The sequence below is a fragment of the Roseburia sp. OF03-24 genome (assembly GCF_003463035.1).
GTDB lineage: Bacteria > Bacillota > Clostridia > Lachnospirales > Lachnospiraceae > Roseburia > Roseburia rectibacter.
Map to the genome: position 1 here is coordinate 51,818 of NZ_QSCK01000023.1, position 19,169 is coordinate 70,986.

Annotated in this window: 26 protein-coding genes and 1 pseudogene; 21 read left to right on the forward strand and 6 right to left on the reverse strand. The window is 38.9% G+C overall.

Translation table 11 applies throughout. From position 1 onward, the window contains the following. Positions 1-80: 80 nt before the first annotated feature. Entirely contained in the window at positions 81-1,151 is a 1,071-nt protein-coding gene (locus tag DXA60_RS12510; RefSeq protein WP_186900101.1) for an undecaprenyldiphospho-muramoylpentapeptide beta-N-acetylglucosaminyltransferase, read from the reverse strand. A gap of 260 nt (positions 1,152-1,411) precedes the next feature. Here DXA60_RS12510 and DXA60_RS12515 point away from each other — a divergent pair, with 260 nt between their 5' ends. The 8 genes from DXA60_RS12515 to DXA60_RS12550 all read left to right on the forward strand — a co-directional run bounded on the left by DXA60_RS12515 (position 1,412) and on the right by DXA60_RS12550 (position 10,087). Beyond that, the gene (locus tag DXA60_RS12515; protein ID WP_117921686.1) at positions 1,412-1,732 is read left to right on the forward strand and encodes a hypothetical protein; all 321 of its coding nucleotides are present in this window, start codon (positions 1,412-1,414) and stop codon (positions 1,730-1,732) included. Positions 1,733-1,887: 155 nt separating this feature from the next. Beyond that, a complete protein-coding gene (locus DXA60_RS12520; protein ID WP_117921688.1) occupies positions 1,888-3,300 on the forward strand; it encodes a cell wall hydrolase in 1,413 nt (470 codons plus the stop codon). A gap of 332 nt (positions 3,301-3,632) precedes the next feature. Beyond that, positions 3,633-4,682: a 3-deoxy-7-phosphoheptulonate synthase gene (locus tag DXA60_RS12525; RefSeq protein WP_117921690.1), complete on the forward strand. Its 1,050-nt coding sequence runs from the start codon at positions 3,633-3,635 to the stop codon at positions 4,680-4,682. A gap of 5 nt (positions 4,683-4,687) precedes the next feature. Next, positions 4,688-5,359, forward strand: a complete 672-nt coding sequence (locus DXA60_RS12530) for a response regulator transcription factor (protein WP_117921723.1) — start codon at positions 4,688-4,690, stop codon at positions 5,357-5,359. Further along, positions 5,356-6,399, forward strand: coding sequence for a sensor histidine kinase (locus DXA60_RS12535; RefSeq protein WP_117921692.1), 1,044 nt, complete (start codon positions 5,356-5,358; stop codon positions 6,397-6,399). The genes DXA60_RS12530 and DXA60_RS12535 overlap by 4 nt, the downstream gene beginning before the upstream one ends. A gap of 222 nt (positions 6,400-6,621) precedes the next feature. Continuing rightward, the gene (locus DXA60_RS12540; protein WP_117921694.1) at positions 6,622-7,389 is read left to right on the forward strand and encodes an ABC transporter ATP-binding protein; all 768 of its coding nucleotides are present in this window, start codon (positions 6,622-6,624) and stop codon (positions 7,387-7,389) included. Then, on the forward strand, positions 7,382-9,421 hold the full coding sequence (locus tag DXA60_RS12545) for an ABC transporter permease (RefSeq protein WP_117921696.1): 2,040 nt from the start codon (positions 7,382-7,384) through the stop codon (positions 9,419-9,421). The genes DXA60_RS12540 and DXA60_RS12545 overlap by 8 nt, the downstream gene beginning before the upstream one ends. 39 nt (positions 9,422-9,460) lie before the next feature. Next, positions 9,461-10,087, forward strand: a complete 627-nt coding sequence (locus DXA60_RS12550; protein WP_117921697.1) for an HAD family hydrolase — start codon at positions 9,461-9,463, stop codon at positions 10,085-10,087. A gap of 146 nt (positions 10,088-10,233) precedes the next feature. On the opposite strand, the gene DXA60_RS12555 is transcribed toward DXA60_RS12550, so the two are convergent. From DXA60_RS12555 to DXA60_RS12575, 4 genes are all read right to left on the reverse strand, one after another. Further along, positions 10,234-11,466 (reverse strand): tyrosine-type recombinase/integrase, encoded by a 1,233-nt coding sequence (locus DXA60_RS12555; protein WP_117921699.1) that lies wholly within the window; start codon positions 11,464-11,466, stop codon positions 10,234-10,236. Positions 11,467-11,558: 92 nt separating this feature from the next. Beyond that, the gene (locus tag DXA60_RS12560) at positions 11,559-12,443 is read right to left on the reverse strand and encodes a DUF2726 domain-containing protein (protein WP_117921701.1); all 885 of its coding nucleotides are present in this window, start codon (positions 12,441-12,443) and stop codon (positions 11,559-11,561) included. Positions 12,444-12,664: 221 nt separating this feature from the next. After that, positions 12,665-13,042: a helix-turn-helix domain-containing protein gene (locus DXA60_RS12570; protein WP_015521855.1), complete on the reverse strand. Its 378-nt coding sequence runs from the start codon at positions 13,040-13,042 to the stop codon at positions 12,665-12,667. A gap of 53 nt (positions 13,043-13,095) precedes the next feature. Further along, a complete protein-coding gene (locus tag DXA60_RS12575) occupies positions 13,096-13,464 on the reverse strand; it encodes a helix-turn-helix domain-containing protein (RefSeq protein WP_015521856.1) in 369 nt (122 codons plus the stop codon). Positions 13,465-13,654: 190 nt separating this feature from the next. Here DXA60_RS12575 and DXA60_RS12580 point away from each other — a divergent pair, with 190 nt between their 5' ends. Further along, positions 13,655-13,852 carry a helix-turn-helix domain-containing protein gene (locus DXA60_RS12580; protein WP_117921704.1) on the forward strand — a complete coding sequence of 66 codons (198 nt, stop codon included), beginning with the start codon at positions 13,655-13,657 and terminating at the stop codon, positions 13,850-13,852. Between the two features lie 21 nt (positions 13,853-13,873). Continuing rightward, the gene (locus DXA60_RS12585; RefSeq protein WP_015521857.1) at positions 13,874-14,083 is read left to right on the forward strand and encodes a helix-turn-helix domain-containing protein; all 210 of its coding nucleotides are present in this window, start codon (positions 13,874-13,876) and stop codon (positions 14,081-14,083) included. 6 nt (positions 14,084-14,089) lie between these two features. Here the strand turns inward: DXA60_RS12585 and DXA60_RS12590 are convergent, their stop codons facing one another. Further along, positions 14,090-14,623 carry a helix-turn-helix domain-containing protein gene (locus DXA60_RS12590; protein WP_015561205.1) on the reverse strand — a complete coding sequence of 178 codons (534 nt, stop codon included), beginning with the start codon at positions 14,621-14,623 and terminating at the stop codon, positions 14,090-14,092. A 189-nt stretch (positions 14,624-14,812) separates the two neighbouring features. Here DXA60_RS12590 and DXA60_RS12595 point away from each other — a divergent pair, with 189 nt between their 5' ends. From DXA60_RS12595 to DXA60_RS12625, 11 genes and pseudogenes are all read left to right on the forward strand, one after another. Beyond that, positions 14,813-15,061, forward strand: a complete 249-nt coding sequence (locus DXA60_RS12595) for a hypothetical protein (RefSeq protein ID WP_147345389.1) — start codon at positions 14,813-14,815, stop codon at positions 15,059-15,061. 14 nt (positions 15,062-15,075) lie between these two features. Continuing rightward, positions 15,076-15,252 (forward strand): hypothetical protein, encoded by a 177-nt coding sequence (locus tag DXA60_RS18885; RefSeq protein WP_015521859.1) that lies wholly within the window; start codon positions 15,076-15,078, stop codon positions 15,250-15,252. 32 nt (positions 15,253-15,284) lie between these two features. After that, on the forward strand, positions 15,285-15,485 hold the full coding sequence (locus DXA60_RS12600) for a hypothetical protein (RefSeq protein ID WP_022111728.1): 201 nt from the start codon (positions 15,285-15,287) through the stop codon (positions 15,483-15,485). Between the two features lies 1 nt (position 15,486). Continuing rightward, a complete protein-coding gene (locus DXA60_RS18685) occupies positions 15,487-15,663 on the forward strand; it encodes a hypothetical protein (RefSeq protein WP_158570877.1) in 177 nt (58 codons plus the stop codon). A 21-nt stretch (positions 15,664-15,684) separates the two neighbouring features. Further along, the gene (locus DXA60_RS12605; protein WP_117921706.1) at positions 15,685-16,035 is read left to right on the forward strand and encodes a hypothetical protein; all 351 of its coding nucleotides are present in this window, start codon (positions 15,685-15,687) and stop codon (positions 16,033-16,035) included. 22 nt (positions 16,036-16,057) lie between these two features. After that, positions 16,058-16,255: a hypothetical protein gene (locus DXA60_RS18595; RefSeq protein ID WP_147345390.1), complete on the forward strand. Its 198-nt coding sequence runs from the start codon at positions 16,058-16,060 to the stop codon at positions 16,253-16,255. 35 nt (positions 16,256-16,290) lie between these two features. Beyond that, positions 16,291-17,238: a hypothetical protein gene (locus tag DXA60_RS12610; RefSeq protein ID WP_147345391.1), complete on the forward strand. Its 948-nt coding sequence runs from the start codon at positions 16,291-16,293 to the stop codon at positions 17,236-17,238. 569 nt (positions 17,239-17,807) lie between these two features. Beyond that, complete coding sequence (locus DXA60_RS12615; RefSeq protein ID WP_117921710.1) at positions 17,808-18,311, forward strand: hypothetical protein; 504 nt, start codon at positions 17,808-17,810, stop codon at positions 18,309-18,311. 14 nt (positions 18,312-18,325) lie between these two features. Beyond that, a complete protein-coding gene (locus DXA60_RS12620) occupies positions 18,326-18,556 on the forward strand; it encodes a hypothetical protein (protein ID WP_199536224.1) in 231 nt (76 codons plus the stop codon). A 92-nt stretch (positions 18,557-18,648) separates the two neighbouring features. Next, on the forward strand, positions 18,649-18,819 hold the full coding sequence (locus tag DXA60_RS18890; protein WP_015521865.1) for a hypothetical protein: 171 nt from the start codon (positions 18,649-18,651) through the stop codon (positions 18,817-18,819). Between the two features lie 111 nt (positions 18,820-18,930). Further along, positions 18,931-19,169, forward strand: a pseudogene (locus tag DXA60_RS12625) (ATPase, T2SS/T4P/T4SS family); the annotation flags it as partial.

The window sequence follows — 19,169 nt, forward strand, 5'->3', positions numbered from 1 at the left end:
GCAGCTTTCTAGCTTATAATCACAAAATGAAAGAGGAACAGATATTATAAAGTACATATCCGTTCCTCTTATATCAGAAATTATTTTTTAGATGCGTCTAAGATCAATCCGATGATCGTATCAATGGAATTACGGCTGTTGCTGTTTTCCATTGCCTTAATATATTCTTCCTTTTTCTGGAAAACATGTTCAATTGCTTCAAGAAGTGTCGTATTTGACAGATCTTCTTCCTCTAACACATAACTAAATCCCTGGGAACGAAATGAATTTGCATTCAGAATCTGATCTCCACGGCTGGCAGCGGCAGAAAGAGGAATTAAAATATTTGGTTTGCGCAGTGCCAGAAGTTCGCAGATTGCATTTGCACCTGCACGGGAAATAACAAGATCTGCAAGAGCAAACATATCGGAAAGCTCTTTGTTTGCGTATTCAAACTGTGCATATCCGGTCGTTTCGGTTAATGTTTCATCCAGATTGTCTTTTCCACAGAGATGAATAACATTGTAATTTTTCAGAAGTTCAGGAAGCAGACCACGGATCGCTGTATTTATTATACGGGAGCCTGAGCTTCCGCCAACGATGAGTATTGTCTGTTTACTGTGATCTTTAAAATGACAGAGTGAAAAAGCATGCTCAGCATCGCCTGTTAAAAGCTCCTGACGGATTGGGGAACCGGTCAGTACAGCTTTTTCTTTCGGAAGATAAGAAAGTGTTTCAGGAAAATTACAGCAAACTTTTGTTGCGCTTGGAATAGCAAGTTTATTTGCAAGTCCCGGAGTCAGATCTGACTCATGTATAATTGCAGGAACTTTACAGTGTTTTGCTGCTAAAACTACCGGAACAGAGACAAATCCGCCTTTGGAAAAAACTACATCTGGTTTTATCTTCTTTAAAAGCCGGATCGACTGTGTATACCCTTTTAATACTTTAAATGGATCTGAAAAATTCTTAGGATCAAAATAGCGTCTTAATTTTCCAGAAGAAATGCCATAGTAAGGAACACCCTGTTCCTCAATCAGCCGTTTTTCAATCCCTTCATATGAACCTATATAAGAAATTTCAAAACCTTCATTTCGCAAGGCTGGCATTAATGCGATGTTTGGTGTGACATGCCCTGCGGTACCGCCCCCGGTCATTACGATTTTTTTCATAGAATAATCCCTTTCCTGTAACATTTTGCACTTCCCTATTTATAATACCCTTATGCGTAAAAGTCAAGAAAAGACTTATAAAATAGAAAACAGCAGACAAAAGGGGCATAAAAAGCAGGCGGGTAAATGACCGAAAATGTCAAAAGTTGCGGTCAAAAAACAGTCAGAAGACCTTTTCAAACGGACTTGTTCTTTCTATAATTAATAAGAAAAAGGACAGTATGATCTATCGATAAGTCCGGAAAAGAGAGGTGGTATACATGGAACAGATAGGAATCTTTATAGCAGAATATGCAGAATGGCTTTATATAGGAAGCGGTATACTGATGCTGATCCTGCTGATTTATGTATTACACAGGATAAAAAAAGTGGAGCGGAAAAGCTTTTTGATGAACGAAGAAATCGAAAAAAAACTGCAGCAGATAGAAAATGATAGATGTGTGAAACAAACAGAGAAACAGGCAGAAAAGCAAATAGAAAGCAGGGCACAAAATACATTAGAAAAGGAAAAACAGGAAAGTGATCAGGATGCTGAGTCCGTGACAGTAATCCGTGATGTTATAGAGGAGGTTTTTTCTTAAAAAAGGAAGAAAATGTCAAACACTTGACATTTTAGTATTGCTTTGCTATAATCCCCATTGTAATAAATCCGTAATAATTGTAACAAAGATGAATAAAACGAAACAAAGGTGTAATACTATTTACATAAGATGGTAAACACTGATGGAGGTTTTCTATGAATTTAAGAAAAAGAGCAATCAGCGGAATCATGCTTGCCGGTTCTATGGTAGTGATGTGCGCGATTGCAGATGCAGCCAGTACAGTTTCAGCAGAAGCAGTATCGGTTGTAGCAGACACAAGGACGGACTTAGCTACAGATGGGACAGCAGGTGTTGTTGCACAGTTAAATCAGGTAAGTACAGATGCAGTAGAGATGGCAGCAGCAGGAGTTGAGAACTCCCAGACGATACTTGTTGCTTCGGCAGATGAGGAAGCGCAGGTAGCAGAAGATACAGAAGAAACATCAGCAGTACAGGAAGAAACAGTATCCGTAGAGGAATCTGCGCAGGCTGATTCTAAGGAAGATGAAACGACGCAGGAAGCTGATGCCGTAGAAGATGTGCAGAATGCAGATGTGGATAGTGAAACAGACACTGAGAATACAGTGGATGTAGAAAATACAAAAGATATAGAAAATACAAAAGAGACGGAAAATATAGAAGATACAGAAAATATTCAGAATACCGAAAATGCCGAGTGGCAGAATCGTCTGATGGCAGATGTTGATGAATTTTTATATGTCAGAGCATCTGGGGATGCGGATGCAGAGATTATCGGTAAATTATATAAAGGTGATGTGGCAGATGTCGTTGAGAATGGAGATACATGGATCCATGTCGTATCCGGCGATGTTGATGGATATGTAAACAACGATTATTGTGTATCCGGCGAGGATGCACTTGCCTATGCACAGGAAAACGTTGAGACAGAGGCACAGGTTAATACGAATGGACTTCGTGTCAGAAATGCTGCATCGGAGGATGCATCTGTTATCACTGCTGTTTCAGAGGGAACAACATTGACAGTTGATACAGACGCTGAGACAGAGGATGGATGGGTTGCTGTTAAATATAAAGGACAGACTGCATATGTCAGTGCGGATTATGTTACCACAGAACTTGCACTCGGTGAGGCAGTTACGATAGAAGAAGAAAAGGCGGCATTAGCAAAGAAAGCTGAGGAAGAGGCAGCAGCAAAAGCAGCACAGACAAAAGAGACAACTACTGTGCAGAATGCTTCAGTTTCAGCATCTTATGATGATGTAACACTTCTTGCAGCACTGATCCAGTGTGAAGCAGGTAACGAACTTTACGAGGGACAGCTTGCAGTTGGAGCAGTTGTTATGAACAGACTTCGTTCAGGTGCATATCCATCAAGTATTTCCGGTGTTATTTACCAGAGCGGACAGTTCCCACCAGCAGGGCAGGGAATGGTTGCAAGCATTGCAGCAAACGGACCAAAGAGCAGCTGCGTACAGGCAGCACAGCAGGCATTAGGTGGTTCCGATAATACAGGCGGTGCAACCTGTTTTTCAAGAGCAAGTTCCGGACGCGCTGGTGTTGTGATCGGAAATCATGTATTTTACTAAGATATAGATATTTATTTTCAGGCAGGTATTTTAATGAGATACCTGCCCTTTTTAATTCATAGGAAATTATGTCCTATGAATTAAAAAGCCCTCCGGGCAGCTCATGAAAATCCCTAAAAGGGATTGACAGATCAGAGAGAACACAGTATTATTTAAAGGAACTTCATACTGCAATGCTTTAAAGCGAAAAAGAAAAAGCGGCATGAAAAACAGATTGCAAGTTTTACGGGCAAAACTAATGTGAAAAAAGCAGTGCGCAGATAACAAAGAAGTCCTGTGAGGATAACAGTGACATAAAAGAAGATAGAGAAGGCGCAGAAACGGAGGATAATATGGAAATGGAAATGGAGTTCTTACGGAAACTTCCGACACCGGCAGAGCTGAAGGAAGAGTATCCGGTAAGTGCACAGGTCGTTGCTACGAAAGCAGAGCGTGATGATGAGATCCGCGCAATATTTGAGGGAAAAGAAGATAAATTGATTCTGGTGATCGGACCGTGCTCCGCAGACAATGAGGATGCGGTAATTGATTATATATCAAGACTTCGTAAAGTGCAGGACAAAGTTGCTGATAAGATTTTTATGATTCCGCGTATTTATACCAATAAACCAAGAACAATTGGAATCGGTTATAAAGGTATGCTGCATCAGCCGGATCCGGAGAAAGAGACTGATATGTTAAAAGGAATCATAGCCATCCGCCAGATGCATAAACGTGCAGTGGAGGAGACAGGATTTACCTGTGCGGATGAGATGTTATATCCGGAAAATCACAGATATTTATCAGATCTGCTTTCTTATGTAGCAGTAGGTGCACGTTCTGTGGAAAACCAGCAGCACAGACTGACAGCAAGTGGTGTGGGGATACCGGTAGGTATGAAGAATCCGACAGGCGGTGATATTGCTGTTATGATGAATTCCATCATTGCGGCACAGAACAGCCATACATTCTTATACCGTGGCTGGGAGGTAAAAACGCAGGGCAATCCATATACACATGCTATTTTAAGAGGTTATGTAGATAAATTTGGAAGAAATATCCCGAATTATCATTATGAAGATCTGCAGAACCTGTTAGAGCATTATGAGGATGCAAACTCATCCAGCAATCCGCTTGCCAATCCGGCAGTGATTGTTGATGCCAACCATTCTAATTCCGGCAAGAAATTTGAGGAGCAGATCAGAATCAGTAAGGATGTACTGCACAGTTGTAAGATGTCTGCTGATATTCATAAACTTGTCAAGGGACTTATGATCGAGAGTTATATAGAGGATGGAAATCAGAAAGTCGGAGGACACTGCTATGGAAAGTCAATTACAGATCCTTGCCTTGGCTGGGAGAAAACAGAAAAACTCATTTATGAACTGGCAGAACTGTGGTAAAAAATATGTATCGGATTTTGATCGTAGAAGATGATGAAAGTATAGCACGAAGTGTAAAGACCCATCTGGAAAGCTGGAATTATGAAGTATGCTGTGCCGAAGATTTTTCAAATGTGACCGGCACATTTGCGGTATTTGATCCACAGCTTGTTCTGATGGATATCAAACTTCCTTTTTTTAATGGCTATCACTGGTGCAGTGAGATCCGTAAAGTTTCAAAAGTACCTGTTATTTTTTTATCGTCCGCATCGGATAATATGAATATTGTGATGGCGGTCAGTATGGGTGGAGATGATTTTATTGCAAAACCATTTGACCTTGAAGTGTTGACGGCAAAGGTGCAGGCGATGCTTCGGAGAACTTATGATTTTACCGGGCAGAGTGCTGTTTTAGAGCATAAGGGAGCTATGCTGAATCTGACAGAGGCAGCATTGTTTTATGAACAGAAAAAAATAGAATTGACCAAAAATGAATTTAAGATTTTACAGGTACTTATGGAAAATAAGCAGAAAGTCGTTTCAAGAGATACTCTGATGGTAAAATTGTGGGAGAGTGACAGTTTTGTGGATGAAAATACACTTTCTGTTAATGTCAACCGGTTACGGAAAAAGTTAGAATCTGTTGGACTTTATGATTTTATTGTAACGAGAAAAGGAATCGGGTATCAGATCGGATGAGAGGTATTATTGCTTATATAAAAAGAAGTATTGGCTGGCTGTGCATTGTCATTGTGTGTGAAGTGATCATGATCGCAACGATGATGCTCAATGAAATAGCATTTGCAGAGATCCTCTATGGGATATTTATCTCGTTATTTTTATTGCTGATCCTTCTGGTCTTTGATGCAGCAAGGTATTACAGGCATTATCAGAAAATAAAAGAATTGGAACATAGCATCATGCTTTCCACAGATGGAATGCCGGAAACTGCAGATCTGCTGGGAAATGAGTATCAGAAGCTGCTTCGGATACTGGCAGATGAATATACGGGACTGCAGAGTCAGGCGGCTGCCAGACAGAAAGATATGCAGGAATATTATGCCATGTGGGTGCATCAGGTCAAGACGCCGATCGCTGCGCTGCGTCTTCTGCTTCAGAATAAAAATGAAGATGGAAAGATGACAGAGGAACTTTCCGAACTGTTTGATATTGAACAGTATGTGGAAATGGCATTGCAGTATCAGCGTCTCGATTCAGAAACAACGGATTTTGTATTTGAAGAGACCGATCTGGATGAGATCATACGGGGGGCTGTAAAAAAATATGCAAGACAGTTTATTGCAAAAAAAATCAGTCTATGTTATGAACCGGTTGAAACAAGCGTAGTTACGGATAAAAAATGGCTTTCATTTGTTATAGAACAGGTAATATCAAATGCAGTTAAATACACAAAGACAGGAAGCATTAAGATTTATCTGGAAGATGGAGATGGAACCATGTCGGTGCCTTTGCCTGAAATCGCCCATGCAAAAAAGACAGAAATGGGAAACGGCAGTACAAGTTCGGTTTGCCTTGTCATCGAAGATGCCGGAATCGGAATCCGTGCAGAAGATCTGCCCCGTATCTGTGAGATGGGATATACCGGATGTAATGGACATGAAGGGCAGCATTCGAGCGGAATCGGTCTGTATCTGTGCAGTCGTATTTTGAAAAAACTGGGACATACATTTGCGATCACATCAAAAGAGGGTGTTGGGACAGTCGTAAAAATCGGTTAAAACTATTATTTCAAAAAATAAAGCAGTATCATATAACAGAAAATGCAATCTTACGATAATGTAAGATACAGCAGGGAAATGTAAGCTGATTCGATAGCTTGCATTTCCCTCTTTTGTTATACTTGATACAGTCCTTAAGGAAATGAAACAAGACTGCTGTGATAAAAATAATGATGACTGCAGGAACAATCTGAGCATAGAAAAGACAGGGAGGAGTCTGAAATGGCACTTTTAGAGGTAAACAATTTAAAGAAAATATATACTACGCGGTTTGGAGGAAACCAGGTAGAGGCATTGAAATCCATGAATTTTTCTGTGGAAGAAGGAGAGTATGTGGCGATCATGGGAGAGTCCGGATCAGGGAAAACAACACTTCTTAACATTCTTGCCGCACTGGATAAACCGACTGCAGGAGAGGTCCTTTTGAATGGAAAAAATATCGTAACGCTTCGCGAAAAAGAAATCTCTGCATTCAGAAGGGATCATCTTGGATTTGTATTTCAGGATTTTAATTTATTAGATCAATTCTGCCTGAAAGATAACATTCTGCTTCCACTGGTACTTGCAGGAGTAAAACCGGAGCAGATGGAGCCGAAAGCATACCCTCTTGCAAAAAAACTTGGGATTGAAGAACTTTTGGAAAAATATCCATATGAGATTTCCGGCGGGCAAAAACAGCGCGTGGCAGTTGCACGTGCACTTATCACAGATCCGCAGCTGATCTTAGCGGATGAACCGACCGGGGCACTTGATTCAAAAGCGACAGACAGTATTCTGTCATTGTTTAATCAGATCAATGAGGACGGACAAACGATCCTTATGGTGACACACAGCATCAAAGCGGCAAGTCATGCGAAACGTGTGCTGTTTATTAAAGATGGGGAAGTATTTCATCAGTTGTACAGGGGAGATATGAGTATCGAAGAACTTTATGCGAAAATATCTGATACACTTACCATTTTAACGACAGGTGGTGAGCGTCATGAATAGACTTTATCTGAGGCTTGCATGGAGCAATCTGAAAAACAGCAGACAGTTTTATCTGCCGTATGTGATCGCTGGGATGCTGTCAGCCATGATGTTCTATACGATGTGTGCGATCCAGGGAAATGATGGACTTTCGAAAATGCGCGGGGGCAGCAGTGTCCAGATAGTTCTATATTTTGGTGTGGTCGTTGTCGGTGTGTTTGTCAGCATCTTTTTATTTTATACGAACAGTTTCATTATGAAACGCAGAAAAAAAGAACTTGGAGTTTATAATATTCTTGGTATGGAAAAAATCCACGTTGCCAAAATTATGGCGTGGGAAACAGTATTTTCCTTTTTGATCGCAGTTGGCGGAGGTCTGATAACTGGAATCGTATTCCAAAAATTACTTACCATGTTTTTATACCGGCTGACCGGTCTTGAGGCGGCGATTCCATTTTATATTTCAGGATGGGGATGCCTTCATACCGCTGAGATGTTTGGTGCTATTTATGTGTGTATCCTTCTTTATAACCTGATGCAGATCCGGCTTTCGAATCCGGTAGAACTGCTTCACAGCGGAAACACTGGAGAACGTGAACCAAAAACAAAAATCATTCAGGCGGTTCTTGGAATTTTATGTATTGTAACCGGTTATTATATCGCGATTACAACGGATAATCCGGTAAAAGCGGTCAGTCTGTTTTTTGTGGCGGTTATGTTAGTTATTGTCGGAACCTATTTCCTTTTTAATGCCGGCAGTATTGCATTTTTAAAATTGCTGCGGGAAAATAAACGTTATTATTATCAGACCAGACATTTTACAACGGTTTCCGGCATGATCTACCGGATGAAGCAGAATGCAGTGGGACTTGCCAATATCTGTATTTTATCTACAATGGTACTTGTTGTGATCTCGATGACAGTGTGCATGTATGCAGGAATCGAAGATGAGTTGAAAACACAGTATCCGGCAGAGCTTGAACTGATATTTTATGATCCGGATGGACAGCAGGATGCACAGACATTTAACCGGATGGCAGATGAAATTGAGCGTGTGATAAAAGAGAATGGAAGAGTTATCACAGGAAAACAGAAAGGAAGCTATGTAGGAACTGCGGTGGCGATGACCGGAAATAAAATTACGGTACTGGATCGATCTGCTATGGATTTTTCTAATATGTATGTACTGGAGATTATGACAAAAGACGGCTTTGAGGAATATATGCAGGAAACGATCCCGGATATACCGGATGGAAGTGTGGCAGTGATGATGGATTCTGTATATGAGCAGGATACGATCGTAATGGGAAATACAGAGTATCCTGTGGAACAGTCCATGAAATTTCCAATAAGAGATGCAGTGTCAGAATTTGTGGGTGGTTCGGTTATCCTTATCGTAAAAGACGAAAACGCGTTGGAGAATATGCGAAAGCAGCTTGCGGCTATGGAGACAGAAGCATATGGGGAAGAGCGGACTGTGGATCTTACTTATGTGATGAACTTTGACATGAGCGGATCAGGAGAAGAAAAAATCGCCTGCGCCAATGCTGTGCGGGAACGTGTCAGTGAATGGCAGAATGATGAGACGAATCCTAAGACCATGCGATTGGACTGCAATGTAATATCGAGAGCAGAGGGACATATTGATTATGAGACGAGCAATGGCGGATTACTTTTCCTGGGGCTGTTTTTAGGAAGCATGTTTTTAATGATCACAGTACTTATTATTTACTATAAACAGATATCAGAGGGCTATGAGGATAAAGAACGGTTTGCCATTATGGAAAAAGTCGGAATGAGCAACGAAGAGGTAAAAGCGACGATCCGTTCCCAGGTGCGTATGGTATTTTTCCTGCCACTTGCTACGGCGGCATGCCATCTTGCAGCCGCATATCCGATGCTGAAAAAACTGCTTGCTCTGGTGTCATTATATAATGGAACTTTATTTGCATGGTGCTTAGCCGGTACGGTGCTGGTATTTGGTCTGATCTATCTGGCAGTTTTTATAATTACATCAAAAAGTTATTACAAAATTGTGGGAAATCAGGTATAACTTATAAGTAAGAGAAAATTACAGAAAATGAGGATGATCATGAAACAGGTAAAAAATATCATATTTGATGTGGGAGATGTCCTGCTTTCTTACCGGTGGAAATATATGCTGATGGATTACGGATTCACAGAGGACGAGGCAGTGCGTATTGGAACGGAAATGTTTGATGATCCGGAAGGATTGTGGGGACTGCTTGATCTTGGGACAGTTTCACAGCAGGAGATCATTGAACGTTATTGTAAAAAATATCCAAAGGATGAAAAAGTGATCCGCTGGTTTATCGGACATGGAGAGTATATGCCTGTGGCAAGGCCGAAAGTCTGGGAACTTGTGCACAAACTTAAAGAACAGGGATATAAAGTGTATCTGTTATCGAATTATTCAGAGGAATTATTTAAAAAGCACACAGAATATGCAGATTTCATGAATGATATTGATGGACTGATCGTTTCCTATATGATTCACAAGGCAAAACCGGATCGTGCAATTTATGAGGCACTCTGTGAAAAATACAGATTAGAACCATCAGAATGTCTGTTTTTTGATGACCGTCTGGAAAATGTGCAGGCAGCAGTAAACTACGGTATGCAGGCAAAGCAGGTGTTGTCAAAAGAGGGACTTGTGGAGGATCTGGAAAAAATAGTACAGGGATGTGAGATCTTTTAGTATCAAAAAAGCTGTGAAATGCACGAAATAAGCACTTCACAGCTTTTATTAAGCAGACAACGGGAATCGAACCCGCTGAAAACATCTTATAAATATTGAAAAATCAATGTATTTATAGAAATGTGGAGTGTCTTGTGGAATACTTTTTATAAATTAATATGATTATCCTCGCAAAATTTTAAAAAGTGTTTTTGATTTGTTTTGGTATCTTTAAGGTCGAATAATTCTAACCAGTGGTGATATTTCTGCTCCTTTTTCTGTTCGGAAGCATTTTTAAACAGGGTATCTTGCATGTATTGATCGATTTGGTTATCTATAGCAGCGCGTTCACTGGAAAATGTCTGCATATAGGTACTTTTCATAATATGATCAGTTTTCCATCCACCGCGTTCCTGGGCGTATTTATCCGGAATACGAAGTACTGCCATGACGGATGCGTTTACATGCCGAAGATCATGGAAAGTCATGTGTGGAATACCAGCTTTGGTTATAAGACGGTTAAAACGTTTTGATAGCGCTGTTCCGGACAAGGTTACAAGCTGATCCGTCTCTATTTTGTCAATTAACTGTTTCAAATATTCAGGCAGGCGCAATGTGCGATCCCTGGTTGGCTGTTTTCCTTTATTTTTTACGACGGCGTTATTATGTTCGTCTTTTACAATAACTTCTTTTATTGTAATGTAGCATCCGTCAGAAGAGATAGATTTTGATTTTGTGAGTCCAAGAATTTCTGATTCAGTTAGTGATAACCACATAGCGAGGAGAGCAGGAAGCTCAATAGGTGTATCTTTTACAATCTGGTAAATCACATCAGGGGTAGAAATCTCGTGTTGATTGTGTTCGATCTGCGGTAGTTTTACGGTACAGTCGAGAGCTGGGGCATAAGTATTAATAACGGCAGTAATGAGACCGTACTCATTAATAACGGTTTTGGCTTTTATCTGTCGCGGATTTTTCTTTCCGGTGGTTCGTTTGGATTCAGTATTAACGGCATCGCGTAAAAGTTCTGTGGAAAGCTGCGAGAGTTTGCAATACATAATGCTCTTAAAGGCATTGCGCTGTATGGTCCGGTAACCGCGTATTGTTGCAGGGGAGAGCACAGCATCAGAGGACTGGATGTATTTGTCGATAGCTTCGTATAGAGTTAAATTAAGTGGGCGTTTCATGAGTTGCTTATTTGCCATGACCTGAGCTTTTAGCTGATTTGCTTCTGCGACAGTTTCGCCGGTAACGGATATGTATTTTTTAATTTTCTTTTGACGTCCGGTTTTTGGGTCGATCACAGGATTACCGTGTTCATCGAAACAGAGTTCAGAGTGATCATAAATTTTTTTTCGTATATTTCCGCTGGGCAGTTCGCCTTTTCTTTTCTTTGGCATGATGAATACCTCTCTTGATTGAAATACCTATCAAAATGTGTTGGAATCTATATAATGATTAAAAGGCAAAATCATTTTGTTGTGACAGAGTTTTATGGAAAGTAGGGGTGTAGCTCTTCTAATATTTTATGGTAATCTTCACGATGAATTGTATTGGTTGGTAATTCGTGTCGGATAAGAGGTATCATAAAATTATCTGATAATGTATTTTTGAATGCATCGCTCTTTTTTTGCTGAGCAAGAGCCTTTTCTCCATAATATTTTTCAGAAAAATGTGATGTGCCATCTAATTCTATCATTATGAAAGGCTGATATTCAAAAAAGGTTTGTTTATGGTGTGTACTCCCTAATGTGGTAAAATATCTTTTTTGGCATTTACAAATAATAAAATCCACGTTTTTGTTAAGCAAGAGTCGACGTGCAGTGTCAAGTTCCTCTGGATGATCTTGCAGATCATCTGTGCGTATTTTAATAAAAGAATGTAGACTTACCTGTGGGAAAACGTAAAATAAAGAACGTTCGGTTGGATTAGTAATTAATTGATCCAGTGCTTTATTGATGTAATAAAACATACGTGCCTCATTGGAATTCATGATGGAAGAGGCTTGTGTATAAAATGTATCTGGATTATTCATGACGTTGCTAACAATTTCATTGTCAAGTGATGGAAGAACTTGATGGCTAGTTTGGAGCTGTTGCTCATCAGACATTGAATTGTTCTGTAAAACGCTGTTTTGAGAGTTTGCTTGATCGGACGGATGCTGCCTGTTTTTAAATAATGAATAAATGGTATATATTGCTATAGCGAAAATTATCAGACTTATGATGTGATTCATAGGCAGATGCAGATAATGCGAACCAATCCAATACATCAATGCAAGCAAAGCGGATATACTGATGATGGTTTTTAAGGAAAAGCGTTTATATATGCAATAGATTATGAAAATGAAAAGAACCGTATCAATGAACTGAGGCATAAAAAACTCCTTTCGCGTCGTGTGCATTTACTTCGATTTGGTCAGCATCGTTAAGCTGAAAATCGCAATTTAAAATATGTTTCATTGCATGAGAAAAAGCAGATCGCTGTTCTTCTCGAGATAGTGAGGATTCTATAAATATTGTGTAACTATCATCTTCGTTTAAAACAACGGCTTCTTTCGTTGTACTACGGGGAAAATGTATTAATTGAACCTGGTAATCAATCGTCAATATTCCTTCGTTCCTTTCTCTTTAGGGCAAGAATCATAGTGTGAGCAGCTTCTAGGTCTTCAGGGGCTGCATCTCGTGCAGCATCAAAAAGCATTCGTAGTTCTTTGTTATCAAAAATCTCTTGTGCCATTTTGGCAGTTTCATCGTTTAAGTAATATTTTTCACCGCCCTCTTTTTCTTCGCCAGACATTAAATAATCTACGGATATATTGAAATAATCTGCAATTAGTTGAGCGTTTTTACCGCTAATTAAGTTGCGTCGGCTTTTCCAGTTGGAAATTGTAGATTGCCTAATTCCAGTTGCTTTACAAACATCAGCTGCGGTAATACCAAATTTTTGTAATAATTGTTCAAATACCTCGTACATTTTGGGGCTCCTTTGTAGTACTACAGGGGAGATATATTAATTGAATCTGGTAATTAATCGTCAATATTTTTTCGTTCTTTTCTCTTTAGGGCAAGAATCATAGTGTGAGCAGCTTCCAGATCTTCAGGGGCTGCATCTCGTGCAGCATCAAAAAGCATTCGTAGTTCTTTGTTATCAAAAATCTCTTGTGCCATTTTAGCAGTTTCGTCATTTAAGTAATATTGTGGGGCTTGGTCTCCATATCTTAAGTAGTCGACAGATGTGTCAAGAAATAAAGCAATTTTTTTTAATTTTTCATCCTTTGGAATACTGCGTCCGTTTTTCCAGTCTGAAAAAGTGGATTTTGTTATGCCGGTTCCTTTTGCAACATCTGAATCCCTATAACCGAGAGAATCTCTTAATTCGCAATATCTTTCATACATGCCGTTTTACCTTTCTTATGCAGTTCTGAAATCAGTACAAAAAGGTATTGACAAATTCTGAAATCCGTTTTAATATATAAAAGGGTTCGGAAATCAGAACAGAATACTTGTTTATATTATAATTTGTCCGCAAACATATTATAACTGATTTCCGAACTTGAATCAATATAAAATTCGGAAAGGAGAAGAAGTGTACAGTAAGTATGTTAAGTTGAGAAACGATAAAGGTATTACAGATTATCGTGTGGCAATAGATACAGGAATTAGAAGATCTACTTTTTCAGATTGGAAAAGTGGGAGAAGTAAACCTAAAACGGATAAGCTTAAAATTCTTGCGGATTATTTTGGCGTGTCTGTTGATTATTTTTTAGAGGATAACGCAGAGTAGGGTTGAGAGGGAAAGAACATTATGAAATATTCAGTAAAAAATATTCCTGCAAATTTAAAGAAATATAGACTGGAACATCATAAGAAGCAGGTAGAGATGGCTGCTTTCCTGGAGATGAATTATCAAAATTATTCCAAAATGGAAAGAGGATGTTATAAGCCATCTCTGCAAAAGTTTGTGGAAGTTTGTGAAAAACTTCATGTTGCACCGAATGATTTGTTGAAAAACTGAAAATAGTTAAAAATTTTTTTCTAAAATTTTTTGATACAATTCTTTGTGAGTTTTATCGGAAAATTTGCGGATATAAGAATTGATGTAATCGTAGTAGAGGGTGTCTATCATTTTTCTATAATTGATGTTTTCATCATCGGTTTTAACCAGAGCATGAAAAATAATGTCTAGGGATAGACTTTCAGCTTTGTAATTGCCTGTAGCGTGAGCAAAATCTGCCTTTGCACGTTCTTCTTCAATAATGTGTACTATATCGAGAAATTGGAGCAGTTCATTATCGAATTTTTCTATATATTCCTGTTTATATTCATCAAAACTGCGTCCTTCTTGTAAAAGATCGTTGGGGGTAAGCATAAGAATATCGCAAATTTCTAGAAGCTTGTCAAGAGAAGGCTGATATACGCCGCGTTCCATTTTGGAATAATTTTGATAATTCATTTTTAATAGGTCAGCCATTTCAGTTTGTTTTAGGTTGTGAGATATACGATATTCTTTGAGATTTTGAGCGATGTGAGTGGTTTTTGTGTCTCTTAAAAACATAATTCCTCCAAAAATAGAACAAAAAGACCTAAAAATATATTGACAAATAGGTTCTACAGTTCTAATATAAAAATGTGATAGTTAAACTTAATATTTAATACTGATTATAAGCTAAATTAGCGTATGATTCAACGAGATTTTGAGAAAAAAATAATTGCGACGTCGCAATAGCGGAAAGGGGTGTTTGTATTGCCAAAGACAAAACTGTGTGAAGACAAGGAAAGTGCGCGTTGTGACTTTGTTGCTGGAATGATTGTAGGTGGTTTGCGTCGCAATAATATGTCAACAGATATTGCAAGCAGGAAAGCCGGGATGTCGGAACGGACTTTACGAAATAAGCTGCAGAATCCTACCAGTATCAAATTGGGAGAACTTTATAAGTTAGCAGATATGGTTGGAATCAGTATTAATATTAAATACAAGGATATTCCAGACTAAAGGAGGCAAAATTTATGAACAACATTGTCTTTGATGAAGAGAATCCTGTAACTTCTGATCAACTCATTTGGGCTTTATTTGGAAAGAGCACGGAGGATGTGGCAAGGATGTTTCGGGATGGGAAAAATGGTGAATATGCTTATTTATTTAAAAAGAAAGACGCAGTCAAAGAGAAGAAAAAGGTTGAGTAAGTGTCAATGATATTAGAAAGCAGGTGAATAATATGGATCGGGACAACAAACGAGAGATAACAATCTCCATTTCGGAATCTATTTATGAAGAACTTCAAAATGCTGCAAAACAATTATCCGGATGGGAACGTGAACAGCTCCAGGGAACAGAACGAGAGATATCCGATTCATGGGAACCGGAGGATGTGGTAACAGCGGCTGTGATCACATGGCTGTCGGAGAGGAGAGAGTAAAATGAAGCGTTTAGCTTGTTTAGTTTGCTTAACGGTAATATTGATTGTTGGTCTGATGATCGGAGTATTAAGTCTTTGTTTAATAGCCAGCGCTGTCATTGGACATGTAGAAGTTGTAGCGGTAGGAGCATTACTTATTGTTAATCTTGCATTGCTTGATTTGTGTCGTTCCCTATAGACATGGGAGGAACTTCTTTATATGAGAGAATTTATTATTATTGCAGTAAGCATCGTGTTTGTAATTATCGTGTATCCAATAGTATTGCCTGGTTGGCCAGTTATTTTATCTGTACGTGGTTTGTCAGAGCAAAATGCAGGACAGAAATACAAATATCAGATATTGTTTAAATTGCGTAGCTGCAAGGATGTTGAATTGATTTTGTATTCTGACCAGTTGTATAAAAGCATGTCGTCAGTTTTCTTTATAAGACACATAGAAAATCATAGAGAATATTACAGATTTAGGTACCAGGACAAAACATACACGATCCCAAAAGAAGAAGTTGAGGCAGTCGAATTTGCAAGATCCTGGAACATAGGCTGGTGGTAGGAAGGAAGCTGGTCATTACGGTGTGGTAACTGTAGTTGTGATCACATGGTTGTCGGAGATGGGTGATGAGATGAGTATTTTAACTATTACGATCATGGCAATAATTGTTAATTTTGTTATTGGAATTATTGCTGGTTTGATTAGTAAAGATGGGCGCGTGGCGATAGGAGCAGCAATTATTGCTGATATGATATTGTTTACATTGTATGTGTTTTTGTAGACATGGGATGAATACGAATTATGGGCGGTGATGATATGGATTTAACAACAGGCATAGTATTTGGCGCTGATTATTGCGGGGATGAAGTAAATGAACTTGCAGTTGCTTCATTTAACTATGTGAAACAGGACATAGCGGATGTCAAAAAAAGATACATAAGTTTAGGGTTTCATCTTCATGAGATGGAGCTGTGCGGATACCATGAAGAATTAGGATATGACAATTTCTATGAGTGTATTGAAAAGAACTTTCATATGGATAAATCTGCAGTATCGCGTGTGATCTCGGTATGGAATGAATTTTGTTCAAAAGATGATGCGGATTCCAGAAAGATGTGGATCGATGACAGATATGAAAAATATTCCTACTCCCAGTTAGTAGAAATGCTTCCGTTAAAGGAACAGGAACGCCGCAGAGTTACTTCTGATGTGACAGTATCGCAGATCAGAAATTATAAAAAGTCGTTAAAAGAGCAGACATCGAAAAAGAAAAAGTCTGTTGCGACGTCGCAACCAACGCCGGAGAAAAAGGTACCGCCGTATGAAAGAGGCTGTATTACAGGCAAAAATCCAAATGGAACCTGTGCGTGCTGCGGCTGTAATGAAACAGTAGAATGCTGTGCTGACTGTAAGGAAGACTGTAATGGAAGATGCGGATGGATAGAGGATAAAGAACCTGTTATAATGCAGCTGGAACTTCCGATTATGAAGAACATGACACAGAGAGAAGATTTTATAAACAGTTATAAGTCTTGGAATATCTGGTGTAAGAACGAATATACCGAAGAAACATTTTATCGCTATGATCTGCCGGATGGCTATGCGATCGTGGTAAAGAATTATCCGTACTATACAGAGTGGGATAAGAAAGAATATGAAACAGAGGAATATTATCTTCTTTCTCCGGGATATCATCACTTTGCAGAGTGTGGGACAAACATGACGCAGTTAAAAGAGCATTTGAAGAATATGAATAAGAAATAGCAACCTGTCTGCACGGCAGCTCCACGACCGTAGCATCAAAGCAATGCAGACGATCGGTTCCTGGAAACGGGAATCAGAAAAAAGAAGCCCTGTGACGGCAATCACAAGGCTTCCGGGAAACATTTCTTAGAAATGCCACCAAAACAACAAGTTTATTCTACGGCATTTCTAAGAAAAGTTCAATCTGAACAGATGTTTCCCTTTATTAATTTTTATGGAACCTTGATAACTAAATGGACTTGTGCGGGTGGAAGTGTGAAATTTAGAACTTTCAGAAAGCCTCATTGACGGGGATAAAACGTAACAGTCACGAAAGAAAGAGGAGAAGACCGTGATGGGGCTGACAGGCTCTCGGCAGTGTGCGGTTATAGAACGCTGCCAAAAGAAAATAAGGGACGCAAATTTGTCCCTTATAAGCACAGGAAGATTATATATTGTTGGAATGTTACGAGGTGATGACTCTTTTGTTAGTAGTTACAATTATATACATAGTATCAATAACTATTCTATTTATTTATTGCTATAAAGTCAAGAAAGTGCAACGGGCTGCTGACAGAAATAGAAGAATATTGATAGAACATGCAACAGCGCTTCTGATGAAGCAGGAATATTTTGTATCTGCAATATGTCGTGGAAATGTACAAGATCCAAAGTTTATAATAGAAATTTCGCATTTCCTGACAGACTATATTTTTAAATGTATTTTAAAAGGTACTTTTGAAAGTGAAGGAATTGAAAAGGCACATTTATGGCTGGTAATGAAATACCCGGAACTGTTTGAAATTTATAATACGATGGAAAATAAAGCATCGCTGACCAGCAGGATGCAGAAATGGAAAGACGTAGAAAGGAATTGGGTAAAACGTTTTGAATTGGAAAATGGAGATGTATGGGAAAAATATGTAGTGTGGAGGCAGAAAGCGGAACGAAAAGGGAAAATGTCATATGAGACAGACTGCATTTTTGAAGAGATAAGAAGTGAATTTTCTACATGGTGTCATTTAAAAAACAGAATACCATTTGAAATTATGCTTTTTATGAAAAATGCTATGAAAAAATACGAAGAGGTGTAGCAGGAGTAAGTATGATGGATGATCTGAAAATATTTGAAGAACAAAACGGATCACTCCAGGAAGAATACAATACCTGGAGAAGACATGCAGAAAGATTAAATCTGCCACAGTACAAAATTGATTGCGCATTTCAGGAAGCAAGAGAAAATTTTTCCGTATATTGCAGTTTGAAAGAGACAATTCCTTTCCTTGTTATGTGCCGTTATGAATTGATATATAACCTTTTGGAAGGAACAACGATGTGATAAAGCATTCCTGTGTTTATAAGGGATTAATTAATCCCATACAGATTTCACCTGCAGGAGAATCGAGTAACGATGAAAGGAGGAAGATTCCCATGGAAGAGTTTATGAAAGAATATGGTGGTGCAGTAAAAAGAGGTGCAGTGATTATTGCAATTACAGTATTGATCTTGTTCATTTGCAATCCAACGGAAGGCGGAATTGCTTTGGAGCAGTTCAAAACAGCATTCACGAATTTCTTTACAAAGATGAATGCATTAGGCTGATAAGTAAAGTGGCTGGAGTAAAAAACAGGCGGCAGCAAATGTTCAGTTGGTCTTTGACATTTACATGCTGCCTGTACCTTTTAAAAGGAGGGAAAATTAAATTTGAGTGAAATGTTTGAACCAAGCCCGGAACAGTTTGGTGTGTTCTGGGATTTTTTAATGCAGCCGGATGTTACGGATGTGGATTATAACGGTTCTGCCCTGTGGATCACGGATCTCAAAAAGGGTAAATACAGAGCAAAAGAAGCGGAAGAAAAAGTTACAGAAAACTTTTTAGATGCCTTTACACATAACATTGCAAATTGTGTGGATGCACAGTTTAACAATGCAAATAAGGTATTAGAGGCAGA

Coding starts and splice junctions, on each gene's coding strand:
- DXA60_RS12510 (WP_186900101.1), bottom strand. CDS start 1,151: ATGAAAAAAATCGTAATGACCGGGGGCGGTACCGCAGGGCATGTCACA.
- DXA60_RS12515 (WP_117921686.1), top strand. CDS start 1,412: ATGGAACAGATAGGAATCTTTATAGCAGAATATGCAGAATGGCTTTAT.
- DXA60_RS12520 (WP_117921688.1), top strand. CDS start 1,888: ATGAATTTAAGAAAAAGAGCAATCAGCGGAATCATGCTTGCCGGTTCT.
- DXA60_RS12525 (WP_117921690.1), top strand. CDS start 3,633: ATGGAAATGGAAATGGAGTTCTTACGGAAACTTCCGACACCGGCAGAG.
- DXA60_RS12530 (WP_117921723.1), top strand. CDS start 4,688: ATGTATCGGATTTTGATCGTAGAAGATGATGAAAGTATAGCACGAAGT.
- DXA60_RS12535 (WP_117921692.1), top strand. CDS start 5,356: ATGAGAGGTATTATTGCTTATATAAAAAGAAGTATTGGCTGGCTGTGC.
- DXA60_RS12540 (WP_117921694.1), top strand. CDS start 6,622: ATGGCACTTTTAGAGGTAAACAATTTAAAGAAAATATATACTACGCGG.
- DXA60_RS12545 (WP_117921696.1), top strand. CDS start 7,382: ATGAATAGACTTTATCTGAGGCTTGCATGGAGCAATCTGAAAAACAGC.
- DXA60_RS12550 (WP_117921697.1), top strand. CDS start 9,461: ATGAAACAGGTAAAAAATATCATATTTGATGTGGGAGATGTCCTGCTT.
- DXA60_RS12555 (WP_117921699.1), bottom strand. CDS start 11,466: ATGCCAAAGAAAAGAAAAGGCGAACTGCCCAGCGGAAATATACGAAAA.
- DXA60_RS12560 (WP_117921701.1), bottom strand. CDS start 12,443: ATGCCTCAGTTCATTGATACGGTTCTTTTCATTTTCATAATCTATTGC.
- DXA60_RS12570 (WP_015521855.1), bottom strand. CDS start 13,042: ATGTACGAGGTATTTGAACAATTATTACAAAAATTTGGTATTACCGCA.
- DXA60_RS12575 (WP_015521856.1), bottom strand. CDS start 13,464: ATGTATGAAAGATATTGCGAATTAAGAGATTCTCTCGGTTATAGGGAT.
- DXA60_RS12585 (WP_015521857.1), top strand. CDS start 13,874: ATGAAATATTCAGTAAAAAATATTCCTGCAAATTTAAAGAAATATAGA.
- DXA60_RS12590 (WP_015561205.1), bottom strand. CDS start 14,623: ATGTTTTTAAGAGACACAAAAACCACTCACATCGCTCAAAATCTCAAA.
- DXA60_RS18885 (WP_015521859.1), top strand. CDS start 15,076: ATGAACAACATTGTCTTTGATGAAGAGAATCCTGTAACTTCTGATCAA.
- DXA60_RS12600 (WP_022111728.1), top strand. CDS start 15,285: ATGGATCGGGACAACAAACGAGAGATAACAATCTCCATTTCGGAATCT.
- DXA60_RS18685 (WP_158570877.1), top strand. CDS start 15,487: ATGAAGCGTTTAGCTTGTTTAGTTTGCTTAACGGTAATATTGATTGTT.
- DXA60_RS12605 (WP_117921706.1), top strand. CDS start 15,685: ATGAGAGAATTTATTATTATTGCAGTAAGCATCGTGTTTGTAATTATC.
- DXA60_RS12610 (WP_147345391.1), top strand. CDS start 16,291: ATGGATTTAACAACAGGCATAGTATTTGGCGCTGATTATTGCGGGGAT.
- DXA60_RS12620 (WP_199536224.1), top strand. CDS start 18,326: ATGGATGATCTGAAAATATTTGAAGAACAAAACGGATCACTCCAGGAA.
- DXA60_RS18890 (WP_015521865.1), top strand. CDS start 18,649: ATGGAAGAGTTTATGAAAGAATATGGTGGTGCAGTAAAAAGAGGTGCA.